This is a genomic window from Amycolatopsis sp. NPDC101161, assembly GCF_044768185.1.
Classification (GTDB): Bacteria; Actinomycetota; Actinomycetes; order Mycobacteriales; family Pseudonocardiaceae; genus Amycolatopsis.
This window is the reverse complement of record NZ_JBIWPI010000005.1, coordinates 499694-518997: the sequence shown is the minus strand read 5'-3', so window position 1 is coordinate 518997 and position 19304 is coordinate 499694. Positions and strand designations below refer to the sequence as shown.

The 19304-nt window shown below is 71.9% G+C and carries 23 protein-coding genes; 9 read left to right on the top strand and 14 right to left on the bottom strand.

The window, feature by feature from the left end:
* Nucleotides 1–43: 43 nt before the first annotated feature.
* Together ACIRSS_RS35865 and ACIRSS_RS35860 are read right to left on the bottom strand one after the other, a co-directional pair.
* Entirely contained in the window at nucleotides 44–865 is an 822-nt protein-coding gene (locus ACIRSS_RS35865) for a hydrolase (RefSeq protein WP_400903085.1), read from the bottom strand.
* Complete coding sequence (locus tag ACIRSS_RS35860) at nucleotides 862–1707, bottom strand: alpha/beta fold hydrolase (protein WP_400903082.1); 846 nt, start codon at nucleotides 1705–1707, stop codon at nucleotides 862–864. The genes ACIRSS_RS35865 and ACIRSS_RS35860 overlap by 4 nt, the downstream gene beginning before the upstream one ends.
* Before the next feature lie 98 nt (nucleotides 1708–1805).
* Between ACIRSS_RS35860 and ACIRSS_RS35855 the strand changes: the two genes are divergently transcribed.
* On the top strand, nucleotides 1806–2171 hold the full coding sequence (locus tag ACIRSS_RS35855; protein WP_400903079.1) for a winged helix-turn-helix transcriptional regulator: 366 nt from the start codon (nucleotides 1806–1808) through the stop codon (nucleotides 2169–2171).
* Nucleotides 2172–2174: 3 nt separating this feature from the next.
* On the opposite strand, the gene ACIRSS_RS35850 is transcribed toward ACIRSS_RS35855, so the two are convergent.
* Complete coding sequence (locus tag ACIRSS_RS35850) at nucleotides 2175–2543, bottom strand: VOC family protein (protein ID WP_400903076.1); 369 nt, start codon at nucleotides 2541–2543, stop codon at nucleotides 2175–2177.
* 60 nt (nucleotides 2544–2603) lie between these two features.
* On the opposite strand from ACIRSS_RS35850, the gene ACIRSS_RS35845 reads away from it, so the two are divergent.
* The gene (locus tag ACIRSS_RS35845; protein ID WP_400903073.1) at nucleotides 2604–3236 is read left to right on the top strand and encodes a winged helix-turn-helix transcriptional regulator; all 633 of its coding nucleotides are present in this window, start codon (nucleotides 2604–2606) and stop codon (nucleotides 3234–3236) included.
* On the opposite strand, the gene ACIRSS_RS35840 is transcribed toward ACIRSS_RS35845, so the two are convergent.
* Nucleotides 3226–4377: an MFS transporter gene (locus tag ACIRSS_RS35840; protein WP_400903070.1), complete on the bottom strand. Its 1152-nt coding sequence runs from the start codon at nucleotides 4375–4377 to the stop codon at nucleotides 3226–3228. The genes ACIRSS_RS35845 and ACIRSS_RS35840 overlap by 11 nt on opposite strands.
* Nucleotides 4378–4488: 111 nt before the next feature.
* On the opposite strand from ACIRSS_RS35840, the gene ACIRSS_RS35835 reads away from it, so the two are divergent.
* From ACIRSS_RS35835 to ACIRSS_RS35820, 4 genes are read left to right on the top strand one after another with little or no spacing between them, the layout of a single operon-like run.
* A complete protein-coding gene (locus ACIRSS_RS35835; RefSeq protein ID WP_400903068.1) occupies nucleotides 4489–4884 on the top strand; it encodes a YciI family protein in 396 nt (131 codons plus the stop codon).
* Nucleotides 4884–6092: an RNA polymerase sigma factor gene (locus ACIRSS_RS35830; protein ID WP_400903066.1), complete on the top strand. Its 1209-nt coding sequence runs from the start codon at nucleotides 4884–4886 to the stop codon at nucleotides 6090–6092. The genes ACIRSS_RS35835 and ACIRSS_RS35830 overlap by 1 nt, the downstream gene beginning before the upstream one ends.
* Nucleotides 6093–6148: 56 nt before the next feature.
* Complete coding sequence (locus ACIRSS_RS35825) at nucleotides 6149–6724, top strand: PadR family transcriptional regulator (protein WP_400903063.1); 576 nt, start codon at nucleotides 6149–6151, stop codon at nucleotides 6722–6724.
* A gap of 10 nt (nucleotides 6725–6734) precedes the next feature.
* The gene (locus tag ACIRSS_RS35820) at nucleotides 6735–8171 is read left to right on the top strand and encodes an FAD-dependent monooxygenase (protein WP_400903061.1); all 1437 of its coding nucleotides are present in this window, start codon (nucleotides 6735–6737) and stop codon (nucleotides 8169–8171) included.
* Nucleotides 8172–8482: 311 nt separating this feature from the next.
* Here ACIRSS_RS35820 and ACIRSS_RS35815 read toward each other — a convergent pair whose 3' ends face one another.
* Together ACIRSS_RS35815 and ACIRSS_RS35810 are read right to left on the bottom strand one after the other, a co-directional pair.
* Nucleotides 8483–9013 carry a GNAT family N-acetyltransferase gene (locus tag ACIRSS_RS35815; RefSeq protein WP_400903058.1) on the bottom strand — a complete coding sequence of 177 codons (531 nt, stop codon included), beginning with the start codon at nucleotides 9011–9013 and terminating at the stop codon, nucleotides 8483–8485.
* Nucleotides 9014–9023: 10 nt separating this feature from the next.
* The gene (locus ACIRSS_RS35810) at nucleotides 9024–9965 is read right to left on the bottom strand and encodes an SDR family NAD(P)-dependent oxidoreductase (protein ID WP_400903056.1); all 942 of its coding nucleotides are present in this window, start codon (nucleotides 9963–9965) and stop codon (nucleotides 9024–9026) included.
* A 170-nt stretch (nucleotides 9966–10135) separates the two neighbouring features.
* Here ACIRSS_RS35810 and ACIRSS_RS35805 point away from each other — a divergent pair, with 170 nt between their 5' ends.
* Nucleotides 10136–11101, top strand: a complete 966-nt coding sequence (locus ACIRSS_RS35805; RefSeq protein WP_400903053.1) for a chitinase — start codon at nucleotides 10136–10138, stop codon at nucleotides 11099–11101.
* A gap of 1 nt (nucleotide 11102) precedes the next feature.
* Here the strand turns inward: ACIRSS_RS35805 and ACIRSS_RS35800 are convergent, their stop codons facing one another.
* From ACIRSS_RS35800 to ACIRSS_RS35770, 7 genes are all read right to left on the bottom strand, one after another.
* Nucleotides 11103–11933: a LysR family transcriptional regulator gene (locus ACIRSS_RS35800; RefSeq protein ID WP_400904015.1), complete on the bottom strand. Its 831-nt coding sequence runs from the start codon at nucleotides 11931–11933 to the stop codon at nucleotides 11103–11105.
* 16 nt (nucleotides 11934–11949) lie between these two features.
* Entirely contained in the window at nucleotides 11950–12330 is a 381-nt protein-coding gene (locus tag ACIRSS_RS35795; protein WP_400903050.1) for a DUF427 domain-containing protein, read from the bottom strand.
* 62 nt (nucleotides 12331–12392) lie between these two features.
* The gene (locus ACIRSS_RS35790; protein WP_400903048.1) at nucleotides 12393–13157 is read right to left on the bottom strand and encodes an HAD family acid phosphatase; all 765 of its coding nucleotides are present in this window, start codon (nucleotides 13155–13157) and stop codon (nucleotides 12393–12395) included.
* A gap of 82 nt (nucleotides 13158–13239) precedes the next feature.
* Nucleotides 13240–14400, bottom strand: a complete 1161-nt coding sequence (locus tag ACIRSS_RS35785) for a class I SAM-dependent methyltransferase (RefSeq protein WP_400903045.1) — start codon at nucleotides 14398–14400, stop codon at nucleotides 13240–13242.
* Nucleotides 14401–15366 carry a class I SAM-dependent methyltransferase gene (locus tag ACIRSS_RS35780; RefSeq protein ID WP_400903042.1) on the bottom strand — a complete coding sequence of 322 codons (966 nt, stop codon included), beginning with the start codon at nucleotides 15364–15366 and terminating at the stop codon, nucleotides 14401–14403.
* Nucleotides 15367–15370: 4 nt separating this feature from the next.
* Nucleotides 15371–16150, bottom strand: a complete 780-nt coding sequence (locus ACIRSS_RS35775; RefSeq protein ID WP_370971319.1) for an enoyl-CoA hydratase/isomerase family protein — start codon at nucleotides 16148–16150, stop codon at nucleotides 15371–15373.
* A gap of 55 nt (nucleotides 16151–16205) precedes the next feature.
* Nucleotides 16206–17027, bottom strand: a complete 822-nt coding sequence (locus tag ACIRSS_RS35770) for an ABC transporter ATP-binding protein (protein ID WP_400903038.1) — start codon at nucleotides 17025–17027, stop codon at nucleotides 16206–16208.
* Between the two features lie 311 nt (nucleotides 17028–17338).
* Between ACIRSS_RS35770 and ACIRSS_RS35765 the strand changes: the two genes are divergently transcribed.
* Entirely contained in the window at nucleotides 17339–17884 is a 546-nt protein-coding gene (locus tag ACIRSS_RS35765) for a cysteine dioxygenase (protein ID WP_400903035.1), read from the top strand.
* Nucleotides 17881–18276, top strand: coding sequence for a rhodanese-like domain-containing protein (locus ACIRSS_RS35760; RefSeq protein WP_400903033.1), 396 nt, complete (start codon nucleotides 17881–17883; stop codon nucleotides 18274–18276). The genes ACIRSS_RS35765 and ACIRSS_RS35760 overlap by 4 nt, the downstream gene beginning before the upstream one ends.
* On the opposite strand, the gene ACIRSS_RS35755 is transcribed toward ACIRSS_RS35760, so the two are convergent.
* Nucleotides 18273–19259 carry an LLM class F420-dependent oxidoreductase gene (locus ACIRSS_RS35755; protein WP_400903030.1) on the bottom strand — a complete coding sequence of 329 codons (987 nt, stop codon included), beginning with the start codon at nucleotides 19257–19259 and terminating at the stop codon, nucleotides 18273–18275. The two genes, ACIRSS_RS35760 and ACIRSS_RS35755, sit on opposite strands and share 4 nt — an antisense overlap.
* Between the last annotated feature and the right edge of the window lie 45 nt (nucleotides 19260–19304).

Sequence of the window (19304 nt, the reverse complement as noted above, 5' to 3'; positions counted from 1 at the left end):
GCCTCGGATCCGCGAGCCGCACCCGCGACACCGCCTGGGCGGCTCAGCCGAGGTGGTCGTTTTCCCCGCTCACCCAGGCGATGTACCGCTCGGCCGAGCGGCGGACCGCGCCCTTCGCGTCGCCCCGGATCGTTCCGCCCAGCAGGCCGTAGAGGCGGTCGAACTCGTACGGCTCCAGCCGGTCCACGATCCGGCGCACCAGGCCCGCCGACAGCGGGATCTTGTTGGGGTAGCTGCGCATGAACGTCACCCAGCCGGCCGCCGCCACCGGGACCATCGTGTCGCCGGCCAGCAGGACGCCGCCGGTTTCGTTGGCGACGTGGGCCACCGCGGCGCCGGGGAAGTGCCCGCCCGCCTCGATCAGCGTCACGCCGGGCAGGACCCGCTCGGTGCCGGACCACTCGCGCAGCACCGGGTCCTCGCGCCGCACCCACCGCCGGTCCGCCGCGTGCACCAGCACCGGGACGCCGCCGAGCCGGTGGCTCCAGCTGACCTGGGAGCCGTACATGTGCGGGTGGCTGGCCACGATCACCGCGGCCCCGCACAGCTCCTCGAGCTTGGTGGCGAGCGCCGCGTCGAGGTGGTTCGGCGGGTCCCAGAGCAGGTTGCCCCCGGGCGTCCGCACCAAGTGCGTCCACTGGCCGATGCCGGAGGGTGGTTCCCGGTTGAACCGGTGCAGCCCCGGTTCCAGCTCTTCGTGCACCATTTCGCGGGTGCCGGCCGAGATGTCCTCGAGAGTCGTCCACACTTGGCCCGAAGGGGGCACCCACTGGCGGTCGTCGGCGCAGATGACGCAGTCGCCGGCCGGGGGCCGTTCGGTGTCGGGGTGCTCGACCCCGCAGGTTCCGCAGATCCAGATCGTCACGGCGCCAGTGTCGAATCTCCAGCAGGGTCGAGGTCAAGGAACGGCTCCAGCAGCTCGAGCAGGGCGTCCGGCCGGTCGAGCGGGATGATGTGGCCGCACTCCTCGACGAGGTGGGTCACGAGGTCGTCGGCGACGGGCCGCAGCTGGCGGGCGAGCGCGTCGCCGACCGGGTGGGCGCCGACCGCCATCGTGGGCACGGTCAGCCTTCCTGCCGCGACAGCGTCCGCGATCTGCCCGGCGCTGACCGGCATCGCGCGGTAGTGGGCGAACGCGGCACGCAAGGCGTCGCGCCCGGTGTACGCGGCGACGAAGTGGTCGCGGATCTCGCGCGGCACCCCGCGGGCCCGTGTGCCCGCGTCGAGGAACCAGTCGACGTACTCGGCTTCGTGTCCGATCAGGACGGTCTCGGCGAGTTCCGGGACGGCGTGGAACCCGAACCACCACGGCGGCCCGCCCGCGAGGAAGTCCTCGGCGCCCGGGAGGCGGCCCAGCAGCGACTCCATCAGGACGAGCCGGCGGACGCGCCCGGGACGTCGCATGGCCAGGAGGAACGCGGGCGGCGCGCCGGCGTCGATGCCGACGACGGTCGCCGCCGGCTCGCCCAGCGCGTCGAGGAGCGCTTCGGCGTCGGCGGCGAGGGTGCTCGCGTCGTAGCCGCCCGGCGGGCGTTCCGACTCGCCGAGCCCGCGCAGGTCGGGCGCGATGACGCGGTGGCGCCGCGCCAGCCGCGGGACGACCTCGGTCCAGAGCCGCCGGGTGTGCGGGAAGCCGTGCAGCAGCAGGACGGCCGGCCCCTCCCCCGTGACCGCGACGCCGACTTCGATGCCGTTGACCCGCAGCATGTCTCTCCCAGGGCAGTTACCATTGGTTACCAGAAAACCGTAGGTAACTTGACGTCGTCGGCCAAGACGGCACTTCCCCGACAGGTGGTGAGCTCCAGGTGACCCCCTCCCCGCGCGGCGACCTGTTCGACCCGGCCTGCCCGACGCGCCGGCTGCTCGACCGGATCGGCACGAAGTGGACGTCGATGGTGGTCAAGGTGCTGGCCGAGGCGGACCCGCGCGAGGTGCGGTTCGCCGAGCTGCAACGGCGGATGCCGGGGGTTTCGCAGAAGATGCTGTCGGTGACGTTGCGCTCGCTGACGAGCGACGGCCTGGTCGCCCGCCGCGTCGAGCCGACCGTGCCGCCGAAGGTCCACTACCGGCTCACGGACCTGGGCCGCTCGCTGGAGATTCCCCTGGCGGCGCTGCGGAACTGGGCCGAGGAGAACATGGCGGCGATCGACCGGGCCAACGCGGCGGACTGACCGTCAGGCCGGGCCGGCGAGGCCGATCACGTTGCCCTCCGGGTCGGTGAAGTGGGCGACCACCAGGTCGCGCCCGGGCGCGCGGTCCGGCCCCATCCGGCGGGTACCGCCGAGGCGTTCGGCTTCGGCCAGCGCGGCCGCGACGTCCGGGACGCCCACGTAGAACACGACGTGGCTCTCGTACCCCGCGCCGCCGCCGACGCCGCCCGGGATGCTGTCCGTTTCGACGAAGCCGTAGTTGCCCGCCTCCGACACCTGGGCCGACACCGGCCCCGACGTGTCGTACTCCCAGCCGAACAGCTCGCCGTAGTACTCGCGCAGCCGCGCCGGGTCGGTTCCGATGATCTCGAAGTGCACGACCGGATTTCCCATGGCGGCCACCGTACGCCGTCATAGTTGTTAAAAACAACCACCAAGTTGTAGATTAGGACCATGCCGACGAGCCGGAGCTACGGAGACGCCTGCACGATCGCCCGCGCGCTGGACGTCGTCGGGGAACGCTGGGCGCTGCTCGTCGTGCGCGAGCTGCTGCTGGGGCCGCAGCGGTTCTCCGACGTCCGCCGCGCGCTGCCGGGCGCCAGCGCGAACCTGGTCACCGACCGGCTCCGCGAGCTGGAGGGCCACGGCGTCGTCGCACGCCGGAAGCTGCCTCCCCCGGCGGCCTCGACGGTCTACGAGCTGACCGAGTGGGGCCGTGAGCTGGAGCCGGTCGTGCTGGCGCTGGGCACGTGGGGCTCCCGGCTCTCCTTGTCCCCGGCAGCGCACCTGGGCACGACGTCCGTGCTGCTGTTCCTCCGCGGCTTCGCCCGTCCGCGCTCGACCGCGTGCCACCGCGTCGAACTGGACAGTCGCGTGTGGACGGTCCGCACCGAGCCGGGCCGGCTGACGGTCGAGCCGGGCGAGCCCGGCGCTCCGGACGCGACGATCCGGACCGACCCGCCGACGTTGAACGCGCTGCTCGAATTCCCGTCCGACCTGGACGCGGCGATCGCCGACGGCCGGGTGACGGTCGACGGCGACCGCAAGGCCGTCCGGCGCCTGCTGAGCGAAACGCTCAGCGCGTGAGCACGCCTTCCCGGACCCGCAGCGACGGCGCCAGGAACAGGATCGCGAACGTCACCACGACCGCCGACGACAACGCCCAGTGCAGCCCGATCCGCGTCGCCAGCGCGCCCACCAGCACCGGTTCGACCAGGAACCCCAGGTAGCCGCACGCGGCGACCGCCGCCACCGCCCGGCCCGGCGCGTCCGCCTGCTTGTGGCTCGCCACGCTCCACGCGATCGGCACGATCCCGGCCACGCCCAGCCCGACGATCGCGAAGCCGGCGATCCCGGCGACCGGCCACGGCGCCGCGAGGACCACGGCGAACCCCAGCACCGCGACCGTGGTCGCCACGCGGACGAACCGCACCGCACCCGCGCGCGCCACGATCCGGTCGGCGACCAGGCGCACCGCGATCATCGTCCCGGAGAAGGCGAAGTAGCCCAGGGAGGCGAGCGCGGGCGTCGCGCCGGTGACGTCCGCCAGGTAGACCGCGCTCCAGCTGTTGACCGCGCCCTCGGCGACGAACCCGCAGAACGCGATCACCCCCAGCGGCACCAGCGCCCGGCTCGGCCACGCGAACGCCGTCTCGCCCTGCCCGCGGTCGGCCCCGGTCAGGAACAGTGCCCGACCCCACAGCGCGAAGGCCAGCAGCACCGCGCCGGCCACCGGGAAGTGCGCCGAGACCGGGACGTGCAGGGCTTCCATCAGCGCGTCGACGCCGGAGCCCGCGAGGCCGCCGATGTTCCAGAACGCGTGGAAGCCGGCGAAGATCGGCCGGCCGTAACCGTCCTCGACGCGGGCCGCGTGGGCGTTCATCGCGACGTCGAGCAGGCTGTTGCCCACGCCGAGCACGACCAGCGCGGCCACGAACACCGGTGCCGACCACGCGAACGCCACCAGCGGCAGCCCGCCGCACAGCACGACCGCGCCGAGCACGACCGCCGCGCGGCTGCCGATCCGGGTGAGCAGCGCCCCCGCGCCCAGCAGCGCGATCACCGATCCGAAGGCGAGGCCGAACAGGCCCGTGGCAAGCTGGCCCGTGGTCAGGCCCAGCTGTTCCTGGACCGCCGGCACCCTCGCCAGCCAGGTCGCGAACGCCGCCCCGCAGACGGCGAAGACGACCGAGACTCCCAGGCGCGCGCGTTTCAGATCCCCCGTCACGTTCCGCGATTATCCTGATCTTGGGAAAAATCGGCTAAGTGTGTAGAGACCGCGGGCCGGACTCCGTCCTTTCCCGTGAACGCGCCACCGGGGCGCGGGAAGGAGCCGATCATGGCGAAGTACATGCTGCTGATGAGCTACACCGCCGGTGCCGGGTGCGACCTGCCGATGGGCGAATGGCCGCCGGAGGACATCCGGGCGCACATCGACTTCCAGCACGCGCTCGACGCCGAACTGCGCGACAAGGGCGAGCTCGTCGACGCACAGGGCCTGGCCGGGCCCGACCTGGCGAAGACGGTCGTGTCCGACGGCCGGACCAGCCCCGTGGTCACCGACGGGCCGTACCCGGAGGGCAAGGAGCTGCTGGCCGGCTACTGGGTCGTCGACGTCGAGAGCGAGGAGCGCGCGCTGGAGATCGCCGCGAAGGCGTCGGCCGCGCCCGGGCCGGGTGGCGTGCCGATCCAGCAGCCGATCGAGGTCCGCCAGGTGATGAGCGCGCCCGCCTGATGGCCGCCGACGTGGTCGAGGACCTGCTGCGGACGCTCGCGCCGCAGGTCCTCGGCGTCGTCGCGCGGCGCTTTCGCGACTTCGACGCCGCGGAGGACGCCGTGCAGGAGGCGCTGCTCGCGGCCGCGCGGCACTGGCCGTCCGACGGCCTGCCGGACAACCCGCGCGGGTGGCTGATCCAGGCCGCCGTGAACCGGCTGACCGACCAGCTCCGCAGCGACCAGGCCCGTCGCCGCCGGGAGGACGCGGCGGCGCTGGAACCACCGCCGGCCGATGTCCCGGATCGCGACGACACCCTCGTCCTGCTGTTCCTGTGCTGCCACCCGGCGCTGACGCCGGCGTCGGCGATCGCGCTGACGCTGCGCGCGGTCGGCGGCCTGACCACGGCCGAGATCGCGGGGGCGTTCCTGGTCCCGGAAGCGACGATGGCCCAGCGGATCACCCGGGCGAAGGCGCGGATCAAGGCGTCGGACGTCCCGTTCCGGCTGCCCGCCGCAGACGAGCGCGACGCCCGGCTCCGGTCCGTGCTGCACGTGCTCTACCTGGTGTTCAACGAGGGCTACACGAGCAGCGCGGGCGGGCGGCTGCACCGGACCGAGCTGTCCGGCGAGGCGATTCGGCTGACGCGGCTGCTGCACGCGATGCTGCCGGACGACGGCGAGGTCACCGGGCTACTGGCGCTGATGCTGCTCACGGACGCGCGGCGCCCGGCGCGGACCGGGCCGTCCGGCGAGCTGGTGCCGCTGGCCGAGCAGGACCGCGCGAAGTGGGACCGCGCGCAGATCCGGGAGGGCGTCGCGCTGGTCACCGAGGCGCTCGCGCTCGGCGACGCGGGCGAGTACCGGCTGCAGGCCGCGATCGCCGCCGCGCACGACATCGCGCCGCGCGTCGAGGACACCGACTGGGGCCGCATCCTGGGCACCTACCGGCTGCTGGAGCGCCTGACGGACAACCCGGTGGTGACGCTCAACCGCGCGATCGCGACGGCGATGGTGCACGGGCCGGCCGCCGGGCTCGCGCTGCTGGAGACGCTGGAGCTGACCGGGCACCGGCTCGACGCCGTCCGCGCGCACCTGCACGAGCTGGCCGGGGACGTCGACGCCGCCGTCCGGCACTACGACGCCGCGGCCGCGCGGACGACGAACACCCCCGAGCAGCGGTACCTGCTGACGCGGGCCGCGCGGTTGCGGGAGACCTCCCGGTCCTGATCGCGACCGGCTTGACGGGCGCCGTATAGTCGGATCCGAGTAATAGGGAGCGACTAGTGCCGCCACGCAAGATCCGCAACACGCTCGCGCTGGCCCTGCTGGGCCTGCTGCTGGAACGCCCGATGCACCCGTACGAAATGGCGTCCACGCTGCGCGAGCGCTACAAGGACAGCAGCTTCAAGATCAACCCGGGTTCGCTCTACGACACCGTGGAGTCGCTGGCGAAGCACCGCTGGATCGAACCCGTCGAGACGGTGCGGGAGGGCAACCGGCCCGAGCGGACCGTCTACGCGCACACCGAGCTCGGCCGCCAGGAGTTCGTCGCCTGGCTGGATGAACTGGTCCGCGAGCCCGTCACGGAGTACCCGAAGTTCGTCGCGGCGGTCAGCTACCTCGGCGCGCTCGGCCCGGAACGCGCGGCCGACGCGCTGGAGGAACGCGCCCGCCACCTCGCCGCCCGCATCGACGGCGCGAACACCGCCCTCGACGAGACCGTCGGGAAGGGCGCGCCGCGGCTGTTCATGATCGAGGTCGAGTTCGTCCGGCACGCGTGGCAGGCGGAGCTCGACTGGGCCCGCGCCACCGCCGCGGAAATCCGCTCCGGCTCGCTGCCGTGGCCCGACCACTTCTGAGGGGAACACGATGCTGGAAACCGACGTCCTCGTCGCCGGAGCCGGGCCCGCGGGCCTGCTGCTCGCCGCGGAGCTCGCGCTGGCGGGCGTGCGCGCCACGATCGTCGAACGCCATCCCGAGCGGCCGCCGTACTGCCGCGGCTTCAACCTCAACGCGCGGTCGCTGGACCTGCTGGCCCGCCGCGGGCTGGCCGAGGGCCTGGTCGCCGAGGGACACCAGGTGCCGCACGCGCCGGTCACCGGCCTGCCCGGGCCGTTGCTGCTCGCCGGCGCGGCCACCGACCACCCGTTCTCGCTGGGGATTCCGCAGACCCGCGTCGAGGAGGTCCTGGAGGGGTGGGCCGCCGACCTCGGCGTCGAAATCCTGCGGGGGCACGAGCTGCGGTCGTTCACGCAGTCGCCGGAAAGCGTTTCCAGCGTCGTCCACAATGGACGATTCGGCCGCACGATCACGGCGCGTTTCCTGGTGGGGTGCGACGGCGGGCGCAGCACGGTGCGCAAGCAGGCCGGCATCGACTTCCCGGGCGTGGACGCGCGCTGGTACGCGCTGCTCGGCGACGTCGAATGCGAGCTGCCGTACGGGGTTTCGGCCGGACCGGACGGCCGGACGCTGTTCGTCATCCCGCGGCCGGGGTACGTGCGGATCGTGGTCCGCGAGGACGACCCGCCGACTGACAAATACGCCCCCGTTACGCTCGAACAGCTCCAGGCGCAGGTGGACGCGGTGCTGGGACGGCACGTCGAGCTGCGGTCACCGCGCTGGCTGACCCGCTTCGGCGACGCGGCGCGCTTGGCGTCGAGGTACCGCGAAGGCCGGGTGCTGCTGGCCGGCGACGCGGCGCACATCCACCCGCCGGCCGGGGCGATCGGGGTCAACGTGGCCCTCGACGACGCGTTCAACCTGGGCTGGAAGCTGGCGGCGACGGTGCTGGGGACGGCCCCGCCCGGACTGCTGGACACCTACCACGCCGAGCGGCACGCAGCGGGCGAGCGGATCCTGGCGAACACGCGGGCGCAGGTGGCGGTGGCGGAGGCGGGTGCCGAGCCGTGGGCGGATCTGCTGCGGCGGGTCGCCGAGCACCCGGCGGGGAACCGGGCGTTGGCGGAGATCATCACGGGGCTGGACGCTTGTTACGAGCCCGGGGAGCATCCTTGGCTGGGGCGGTTGGCGCCGGATGTGCCGCTGGTGGTGGATGGCCGCGAGACGCACTTGGCCGCGTTGCTGCATTCGGGGCGTCCGGTGTTGCTGGATCTGAGGGGTTCTTTCGGTGCGTGGTCGGGGATCGATGTCGTGGTGGCCGAGTCACCGTCCACTTCGGACGTCGGGGCGGTGCTGCTGCGGCCGGACGGGCATGTGGCTTGGGTGACCTCCGGCGCGGACCAGGAGGGGCTGGCGGAGGCGGTGCACCGCTGGATCGGCGACGTCCCGATCCCGGCGACGGCCTGATCTCGGCGGCGGCCCCTGCACTTCGGCGGTTTCCTGGCTCATGTCGGTGCACCTGCCCGACGATTACACCGACCGCCGCGCGCGATGCCCTGGCCGCGAAGAACGCGACGTCGCCGGCACAGCTGCGGCGGTCGTCAACCTGGGACCAGGCCAGCGGAAAGCGATAACTTTCTGCGACCCGCACGCCCCCTGGCAACGCGGCTCGAACGAAAACACCAACGGATTCCCTAAGGGGCGTCCTCTGGTCCAGTTTACCGGCGCGCTCTGACAAAACTGCGTCCTCGGGCGGCGAACGCCCGAGCTGTCCACAATCAGCCCTGGCTGTGGACAGCTCGGGTCAAGACCGCGCGCTGCTCGACTCGGCCGTCCAGGGTGAACCGGCTGTGGGGCTTGAACCCGAGCTTCTCCACCACCCGCGCCGATGCCTTGTTCACCGGTTCGTACACCGCCAGCAACCGGTCCGTGAAACCGGACGAAAACACGTGGTCGCGCACCGCTGCCGTCGCTTCCGTTGCGTAGCCCCGGCCCCAGCCCGAGGGGGCGATCCACCAGCCCATCTCCACCGCCGGTGCCGCCAAGCCGGACTCCGTGGCGCTGCGGCTCACCAGCGATACCACGCCGTCGAACGAGCCCGGTGATGCCGATACCGCGAACCAGCCGAACCCGTGCGTCGCCCAGTGGGCCAGCGTTGCCCGGTGCCTGGCGAGTGCGTACTCGCGGGTCCACGGCTCGCCCGTGCCCACGTACCGGACCGTCTCCGGGAGCTGGGCCAGCGCGAACAAGTCGTCGAAGTACTCCTCGGCCCACTCGTGCAGCGTGAGCCGTTTCGTGGTGATCAGCACCGGCGACAGTCTAGGCATGCGCGGTCTTCCCGCCGTCGATTACCAGCTGCGCCCCCGTCAGGTAAGGGAAGTCACCCGAGGCCAGCGCCAGGGCGAAGACCGCGATCTCGTCCGCCGTCGCCATGCGCTTCAGCCCCGGCACGTTCGTCTTCGCCCAGTTCGCCGCCATCGCGTCCCACACCGCGTCCGGCAGGTTCAGCGCGCCGGCTGCGCGGCGCACCAGCTCCGTGTTCGTCGTGCCGGGAACCAGCGCGTTGACGCGGATTCCCCGCTCCGCGTAGTCCAGCGCCGCGGCCTGGACCAGTCCGACCAGGCCGCGCTTGGACGCCGTGTACGCGCCGCGGCCCGCGTCGGTCGCCAGCGCGTTGGACGACGCCGTCACCACCACCGTGCCGCCGCCCGCCGCCAGCAGGTGCGGGACCTCGTACTTCAGCGCCAGGAAGGTGCCGCGCAGGTTCGTGCCGACGACGTCGTCCCACTCGGCCGCGGGGTACTCGTGCAACGGCTTCTGGACCGTGACGCCCGCGTTGTTGAAGCACACGTGGAGCCCGCCGTACTTCGCCGCGACCGTGTCGACAAAGCGCTTCACGTCGTCTTCCGACCGGACGTCGGCGCGCACGTACGTCGCCTCGCCGCCCGCGTCGCGGATCTGGCGCTCGACCTCGGCGCCGAGCTGCTCGCGGCGGCCGCAGAAGCCGACTTTTCCGCCTTCGGCCGCGAACCGGACCGCGGCCGCGCGGCCGATCCCCGACGTCGCGCCGGTGACCAGCACGACCTTCCCGGCGAACCGCCGCGCCGCCGACGGCTCGATCCGCGGCTTCGGCGCCCCACCTTGCACCAGTGCGACCCCGCCCGCGACACCGGCGACCGCGCCCACCCCGGCGGCGATCCCGCCGGTGGCCAGGAGCCGGCGCCGGCTGTAGCGGCGGGGTTCTTCGTCGTTCTCGCTCATGCCCCCAGCGTGGCGGGGTCCGGCCGCGCGGCCATCTGTCGAACCGACTGGTGTTCACCGCCGGTCACCGGGGTAGCCCGTTCGGCCGATGGTCCACACCACAGTTAATGGTCTATACCAATCATGTCCGGAAATCCCGCCGCCGCGCTCGTCGTCGTGGAGGTTCCACCATGCGTCTCCGTTCCCTGCTGGCCGGGCTGGCCGGCCTCGCGCTCGTGAGCACCGGGCTCGGCGCGCCCGCCGAGGCCGCCGCCGGGTCGCCGATCCCCGTCGGGCCCTACGTCGACATGGGCGCGTGGCCCACGCCCAGCCTGTCCGGGATGTCCGCCGCGAGCGGCGTCAAGGGCTTCACGCTCGCCTTCGTCAACTCCTACGGCTGCAAGGCCAGCTGGTTCGGCGCCTACGACCCGCGCACGGCCTGGCAGAAGGACGAGATCACCAAGATCCGGGGCGGCGGTGGCGACGTCAAGATCTCCTTCGGCGGCGCGTCCGGCATCGAGCTGGCGCAGGCGTGCAGCACGTCCGCGCAGGTCGCGGCCGAGTACGACGCCGTCGTCAAGGCGTACGGCCTGAAGTACGCCGACTTCGACATCGAGGGCGCGGCCATCGCCGACCCGACGACGATCGCCCGCCGGTCGCAGGCCCTGAAGACGCTGCAGAACAACAACCCGGGCCTGAAGATCTCGCTGACGCTGCCGGTGCTGCCGAACGGCCTGACCGCCGACGGGCTCAACGTCGTCAAGTCGGCCAAGGACGCCGGGGTGAACCTCGACCTCGTCAACATCATGGCGATGGACTACTACCAGGGCGCGGGCGACCAGGGCGCGAAAGCGATTTCCGCGGCCAAGGCGACGCAGGCGCAGCTGAAGTCGCTGTACGGGCTGAGCGACGCGGCGGCGTGGAAGAAGGTCGGCGTGACCCCGATGATCGGCGTCAACGACTCGCAGAACGAGATCTTCTACCAGAAGGACGCGAAGGCGCTGGTGGCGTTCGCGAAGACGGTCCACCTGGGCATGCTGTCGTTCTGGGAGGCCGGCCGCGACGCGAACGCGTGCACCGGCGCGCTCTACAAGTGCACCAACGTGCCGCAGTCGAAGTACGAGTTCGCGAAGATCTTCGCGGGCTACACCGGCTGAGTCACCAGCGGGCGGCGTCCGCGAGCAGTGCGTCCCGCACTGCCGCGGGCCCCGCCCGGCAGGGTTCCGCACGAGTGACCACGAACAGCGTGTTGATCGGCGGCTCCTCCGGTTCGAGCAACGCGACCAGCGAACCCGAAGCCAGCTCGGCCGCGCACAGGTACCTCGGCAGCACGCTCACCCCGAACCCGGCCAGCACGCTCGCCAAGACACCCCGCAGGTCCGGGACGACGACCGCCGGCCCGGACGGGGGCCGGACGCCCAGCACCGACCGCCAGTAGCGGCGGATGATCGGCATGTCCTCCGCGTACGCCACCAGTGGCGCCGTCCGGGGGTCGCCGGTGAAGCCGCGGGGACCCACCAGGACGAACTCCTCATCCGTCAGCGGGGTCGCCGACAACGCCCGGCCGCGGGGGCGGACCGTCGACACGACCAAGTCGAACCGGCGCTGCGCGAGGCCCGCCAGCAAGTCGTCGGCCAGACCGAACGTCACCCGCAACCGCAGGCCCGCCGAAACCAGGTCCGACAGCGCCGGCAGCACTCGCAACGTCGTCAGCTCGGCCGGCCCCGCCAGGTGCACGGGTGCGGCGAACGGGTCCACCTCGCCGACGGTCAACGACGTCAGCGCGTCGACGTGCGGGGCGATCCGGGCCGCCAGCTCGTCGGCCGCCGACGTCGGCGTCACACCCCGGGCCCGCCGGACGAACAGTTGCTGGCCGAGCTCGTCTTCCAAGGCTCTGACCTGCGCGGTCACCGTCGGCTGGGAAAGCCCCAGCGACGGCGCCGCGCCAGTCAGCGAACCTGCCCGGTGAACGGCCAGGAACGTCCGCAGCAGATCGAGGTCCAGCTCAGTCCTCGATCAGCTCGATCGAATCCACGACGTTCGGGTAGAACGCGACGTGGTCCTTGATCGGCGCGACCGCGTCGTACGGCTTCTCGTACGTCCAGACCGCGTTCTCGCCCTTCACCTCGCCCGCGTTGAGCGAGTAGTAGCCGGCCTCGCCCTTGTACGGGCAGTACGTCTCGTGGTCGGTGCGCTCCAGCACGCTCGCGTCGACGTCGGCCAGCGGGATGTACTGGACCGCCGGGTACGTGGACTCCTGCAGGGTGAACGCGTTGCGGCTGTCCGCGATGACGCGCCCGCCCGCCTTGACCACCACGCGGGCCTTGGTCGGCTCGACGGTGATCGGGTGGTCCGGGCCCGGGACCAGCACCTTCTTCTCCGGCATGTCAGCTCCTCGAGAGAATCGTGTACCAGGAGCAGCACCCCGGGCCCGGCCGTTATTCCGGCTCAGGGCAGGTAGTACATCGGGTTCGGCAGTTTGATCGGACGCAGCGCGTAGCCGCCCTCGAGGTCGCTGAACTGGTCACCGACGTTGAGCACGATCTTCGCGCCGGTCGCCTCGATGTGCGCCCGCGTGCCCGACTTGTACTGGACGGTGTTGCAGGTCAGCCCGCACGGCAGGTAGCCGGGCGCGGTCGTCTTCGGCTTGAAGAACGCGCCCGCCGGGGCCGGGTAGCCCTCGTTGGCCAGGTTCTTGAGCGACTGCGGGCCCTGGAACTCGTTGCGGCCGGTCAGGAAGTAGACCTTGACGCCGCGCTGCGAGGCCCAGTTGGCCAGCTCCAGCACCGGCTTGTTGGCGACGAACGTGCCGTTGTCGATCGCCTGCTGCTGCTTGACCGGGTCGAAGCCGAAGTCGTTGTCGGCCTCCCAGCCGTAGGTGATCTCGGAGGTGTCGTCGACGTCCAGCACGATCGCCGGGTTCTCGACCTTGCCCAGCTGCTGCTGCAGGTAGCGCTTCGCGTCGGAGACGACGCGGTTGCTGTCCTTCGCGAACTGGCTGGTCTCCGAGTAGTGGTGCTTGCCGGCGGCGTCGAGGTAGTCGCCGTAGTAGGCCTTGACGTCGTTCTTGACCTGGCCGATGTTGGCCGGCTCCTTCGAGCGGGCGGCGGTCGCGTCGTCCGACCCGGCGAGCGCGGTCGCCCCCGAGGCGACGGTGGCGCCGATGGCCGCGGCGGCGGCGAGCTTGACGAGACTTGACCATTTTCCGGACACGGCGAACCCTCCAGTGGAACTTGACGACCCGGGGGAACCTACGTGACGTTCACCCGGAGTTCCACCCCTCGAAAGTTTCCGTTCACCTTTCGGCGCGGCAGACGAACGCCACGGGCGACCGCCCGATCCGCGTCAGCACCACCGAAGCTTCCGCGCCACCGCGGGGTTTCAGCCGCCGCCGCAGCGCGTCCGGATCGACGTCCAGGCCGCGCACCAGGATTTCCAGCCGGCCGACGTCGTGTCGCTTGAGGACGGCCTTCAGCGCCTTCTCGGTGTACGGCCCGTGTTCCAGGACGCGGAAGGCCCGAACGCCCGGCGGCGGGGTGTCACCGGTCAGGTACGCGATGCGTTCGTCCAGCTGCCACAACCCGTGCCGCGCCGCGTAGTGGCGGACCAAACCGGCCCGGACGACGGCGCCGTCGGGGTCGACGATCCACTCCCCCGGCTCGCGCGTGGGCAGGTCGTCCGGCTCGGCGTCGGTGACCGTCCACTGTGTTCCGTCCGAACGCAGCACGGTCGCCCGCCGCGTGACGCCGGTGCCCAGGCCACGCCAGAGGCAGGATTCCCGGACCTGGCCGTCGAGGGACACCAGCTCGACCTCGTCGGCCCACGGCGTGAGCGCGAAGTCCAGCCCCGGCGCGCACTTCACGGACAGCGCGCGTCCCGGGTAGGCGTCGACCAGGCCGTCCAGCGGCGGGGCGAAGTCCGCGGGCTTCCACGCCCGCCGCCCGGCGGAGTCACGCCGAGCGGGATCCGCGACGACGACACCCGAGCGGCTCACCGGGCGCAGGGCGTCGGCGCGGGCGAGTCCGAACGCGACCCCGGCCGCGGTTCCGTTGTGGCGCGCCATCTCCAGCCGCACCGGGTCCAGGTCGGACCCGAGCGCGCGGCGCGCCACCCGGGCGATTTCGACGAGGTCGGCGCCGACCGAGCACGTGACGTCGTGGACGTCGAGCCCCGCCAGGCGCGCGGCCCGGTGCCGCGCCACGATCGACGCGCTCGCCTGCTGGAGCGCGTCGGACGTGAACAGCCAGTCCACACCGGACAGCTTGCCGACGGCCTTGCGCCGCAGCAGCACGGTTTCCAGCACCGCGGCCGCGTGCTCCTCGCCGGCCAAGCGCCGGACGGCGGCCACGGAGGCGATGTGGTCGGTCAGCGGCAGGGCCGAGACCTCGGCGAGCGCCGCGGCACCCGCGTCCGAACGCAGGTGGGCGACGTCGCCGAGGCTGAACGAATAGCCCACTCAGGACGGCCGCTTGGTCCCGGTGATCATCACGTTGTAGAACAGCTCGCGCGGCAGGACCTTCGCGAGGACCTTCTTGTCCACAGCGGACAGCCGCAGCCACAGGCGGTAGGCGAACAGGCGCCAGCGCACGGTCAGCTTCTCCTGCGGCACGGCGGCCTCGAACGTCCGGATCGGCCAGCCGGCCAGGGCCGCGGCGAACTCCTCGGTGACCGCGTGGACGTCCTGGGCGCCGGCGCCGCGCGCCCACGACTCCAGCTCCGACGGGTCGAACGTGTGGATGTCGACCACGGCTTCCAGCGCGGCGGCCCGCGAGGACTCGTCGAGCTCCTCCTGCGGACGACGCCAGCCGCTCAGCGCGGGCAGCTTCGTCACGCGGGTCGTCAGGAACCACGTGAACTGGCCGAGCTTGCGGGCGTAGAAGTCGCCGATCTTCGTCGGCTCGCCGGCGAAGACGAACCGGCCGCCCGGCTTGAGCACGCGCAGCACCTCGCGGAACGCCGCCTGGACGTCCGGGATGTGGTGCAGCACCGCGTGCCCGACGACGAGGTCGAACGTGTTGTCCTCGTACGGGATGCGCTCGGCGTCGGCGACGCGGCCGTCGACGTCGAGGCCGAGCTTCTCGGCGTTGCGCAGCGCGACCTGGACCATGCCGGGCGAGAGGTCGGTGACCGAGCCCTTCTTGGCGACGCCGCCCTGCATGAGGTTCAGCAGGAAGAAGCCGGTGCCGCTGCCCAGCTCCATCGCGTGCTGGTAGGGCTGGCCGTCCTCGCCCGCGACGGCGTTGAACACGTCGGTCGCGTAGGAGATGCAGCGCTCGTCGTACGAGATCGACCACTTCTCGTCGTAGGTGCCGGCTTCCCAGTCGTGGTACAGCACGTTCGCGAGCTTCGGGTCGGCGTAGGCCGCCTGGACCTCTTCCGCGGTGGCGTGCGGGTTCGGGGCCGGGTCGTTCACGTCGGTCAAGGCGTCATTTCCCTTCGAAAGTGGCCTTGCCGGGCCCGTTTTCGATGAACGACTTCATGCCGTTCCGCTGGTCTTCGGTCGCCCAGAGGGCGGCGAACAGGTGCGATTCGAGCTTGAGCCCGTTCGCGAGGTCGGTGTCGAGGCCGCCGTCGATGGCCGCCTTGGCCGCGCGCAGCGCCACGGCGGGGCCGTTCGCGAACTGGGCCGCCCACTTGTGCGCCGCCGCGTAGACGTCGTCCGGAGCGACGACCTGGTCCACGATCCCCAGCTGCAGCGCCTCTTCGGCCTTGACGAACCGTCCGGTGTAGACGATGTCCTTGGTCTTGCTCGGCCCGATCAACCGGGCCAGGCGCTGGGTGCCGCCCGCGCCGGGGATGACGCCGAGCTGGATCTCCGGCTGGCCGACCTTGACGTTGTCGCCGGCGACCCGCCAGTCCGCGGTCAGGGCCAGTTCGAGGCCGCCGCCGAGGGCGTAGCCGGTGATGGCCGCGACGACCGGCTTCGGGATGTTCGCGATGGCCGCGAGGGTGCCGGTGAGGGTGGCGCCGAACTTCGCGATCTCTGGGTACGTGCGGGTGGCCATCTCCTTGATGTCCGCACCGCCCGCGAAGGTCTTCTCGCCGCCGTAGAGGATCACCGCGCGGACGTCGTCGCGCTCGGTGGCCTCCTTCGCCAGCTCGGCGAGCTCGGCGGTGACCTGGGCGTTCAGGGCGTTGACCGGCGGGCGGTCGAGCCGGATGGTGCCGACCCCGTCCTTGACCTCGAGGGTTACGAACTCTCCCACGTCACTCCTCCTCGTTGAACAGGTGCCAGCAGGCTACCGGCCGGTAAGCGTCAGCTTAGCGACGGCGGGCGAAGAAGCGATCCCCGGAGCGCTCCAGCACGAGGTCCTGGTCGAACGTCTTCGACAGGTTTTCGCTGGTGATGACGTCGTCGACCAGGCCGGACACCACCGCGTGACCGTCGCGCAGGAGCAGCGCGTGGGTGAACCCCGGCGGGATCTCCTCGACGTGGTGGGTGACCAGCACGAGGGCCGGCGCGTCCGGGTCCATCGCCAGGTCGGACAGCCGGGCGACCAGGTCCTCGCGGCCACCCAGGTCGAGACCCGCGGCCGGCTCGTCGAGCAGCAGCATCTCCGGGTCGGTCATCAGCGACCGGGCGATCAGCGCGCGCTTGCGCTCGCCCTCGGACAGCGTGCCGAAGGTGCGCTCCGCCAGGTTTCCGATGCCCATCGCTTCGAGCAGTTCGGTCGCGCGGGCGGTGTCGAGGGTGTCGTATTCCTCACGCCAGCGGCCGAGCACGGCGTAGCCGGCGCTGACCACGACGTCCTTGACGAGCTCGTCGCCGGGGACGCGCTGGGCGATGGCCGCCGAGGTGAAGCCGATGCGCGGGCGGAGGTCGAAGATGTTGACCCGGCCGATCCGCTCGCCGAGCAGGTCGACCTCGCCGGTCGTCGGGTGCAGCTCGGCCGCGGCGAGGCGCAGCAGGGTGGTCTTTCCCGCGCCGTTCGGGCCGAGCACCACCCAGCGCTCGTCCAGTTCCACGGTCCAGTCGAGGCCGGCGAGGAGGTCGTTGGTCCCCCGGCGGACGCCGACACCGGCCATCCGGACCACGAGGTCGTCAAGTTCGCTGGGCTGGATCGGCTCGCTCACGAGGCCCATTCTGTCTTCCGTCGCGCGCGCGTGCGCACCCGCCCGGGTGAGACGGCGAACCGGCAGGTCGGAGCGCGTTCCACGACGTGGAACACCGCACGCCGGAAGTGCCGGGCACCACGCCGGTGTGGCAGGATCGCGGCATGTCGACCGACGCGCCCGTGACCCCGGTGACCCGGGGCTCGTTCTGGCGCCGTCGCGCGATCGACCTGCTCCTCGTCGCTTCGGCCGGGTGTACGCGGGCGCGGCTTCGCTGATCTTCCCTGCGGTGCCGCGCTGCCTCGCGTCCTGATCACCTTCGCGTCCGAGGAGCACCCGCGTTGACCACTTCCCTCGTCCGTCCCGCCGTCGAGATCCACCCGCAGCTGACCGACCCGCTGCTGCCCGAGCTGCTGCACCCGTCGCGGCTGCTGTGGACACCGCGCGAGCTGGCGGACCTCACGGCCACCGTCACCACCGAGCTGACCTCGAGCGTCAAGGACATCCTGCGCTTCGACGAGGACGGCCGCTGGTGGGCCCGGCTGGCCCTGACCGACGGCGTCGAGCTGTGGCTGCTGTCGTGGCTGCCCGGCCAGCAGACGAAGCCGCACGACCACGGCGGCGCGTCCGGCTCGTTCACCGTCCTGCAGGGCGAGCTCGGCGAGGAGTACCGCTACCCCGGCGGCCCGATCCGGCGCCGCACGCACGTCGCCGGCGAAGGCATCGGCTTCGGCGCCGGGCGCGCCCACCAGGTGACCGGCATCGGTGACGCGCCCGCGGCGAGCGTCCACGCGTATTCGCCGCCGCTGGTCCCGACGCGCGAGTACACGACGCTCGCCGACGTCCCGGCCGAAATCCCGCCGCTGCCCGCTATCGTCCACGGATGAGCGCCATCGACACGCTGCTGGCCGACGCGCGGTCCGGGTTGGACCGCGTGGGGCCGGAAAAGGCTCGCGAGCTGCAGGAGGCGGGCGCGCTGCTCGTCGACATCCGGCCGTTCTCGAACCGCCAGGCCGAGGGCGAGATCCCGGGCTCGGTGGTCGTCGAGCGGATCCACCTGGAGTGGCGGCTGGCCCCGGACAGCGAGTGGCGGCTGCCGGGCGTGACGGCCGATTCGACCGTCGTGGTGCTGTGCAACGAGGGCTACTCGTCGAGCCTGGCCGCGGCGGACCTGCAGCGACTGGGCCTGCCGAACGCGACCGACCTCGAAGGCGGGTTCCGCGCGTGGGCTGCCGCCGGCCTGCCCGTGCAGACCGGCGGCAGCCCCGCGGTGCCCTAGGCGAGCGCGGGCGCGACCTTCTCGGTGAACAGGTCGATGCCGGACCGGTCGTACGCGGCTTCGGGGAAGTTGAAGATCGCGTACGACATGCCCAGCTCACCCAGCTCGGCGAGCTTTTCGGTGACCTGCTCGGGCGTGCCGGTCGTCGGGCTGTTCACGAAGACGCCGTGCCACCGCTCCGCGGCGTCGGCCGGCGCGTACTTGTCGAGGTGGGACTTGAGCCAGGCCAGCTTGTCCTGGACGTCCTTCTCCGTCTCCCCGATGACCACGTTGTGGTTGACCGAGCGGACGATCGCGTCGTAGTCGGTGCCGACGTCCTTGCAGTGCTGCGCGAGGATCTCCGACTTGCGGGTGAACGTCTCGGGGTCGCCGGCGAAGTTCGTGTACTTCGCGTACTTCGCGGCGATCTTGAGCGTCTTCTTCTCGCCGCCGCCGGCGATCCACAGCGGGATCCCGCCTTCCTGCGGCGGCAGCGGACGCAGGATCGCGCCGTCCGTCTGGTAGTGCTTTCCGTCCAGTGTGGACGTCCCGGTCGTCCAGAGGTCGCGCATGATCTGCACGCCCTCATCGAGCTGGCCCAGGCGTTCACCGGCGCTGGGGAAGCCGTAGCCGTAGGCCCGCCACTCGTGCTCGTACCAGCCGGCGCCGATGCCCATCTCGACGCGGCCGCCGGAGATGGTGTCGGCCGTGGCCGCGACCTTCGCGAGGTAAGCCGGGTTCCGGTACCCCATGCAGGTGCACATCTGGCCGAGCCGCACGGTGTCGGTCGCGGCGGCGAACGCCGACATCAGCGACCAGGCCTCGTGCGTGGCCTCCTCGGTCGGGACCGGCACGGTGTGGAAGTGGTCGTAGACCCAGATCGATTCGAAGGGGCCGGCCTCCGCGTGTTTCGCGAGGCCGAGCATGGTCTTCCAGTGGTCCGCGGGGTCGATGCCGGCCAGGTCCAGCCGCCAGCCCTGCGGGACGAACATTCCGAAGCGCATGCGTCCAACCTAACGCCGCTCTCGCCTTGCTGCGCAGCGATTTCG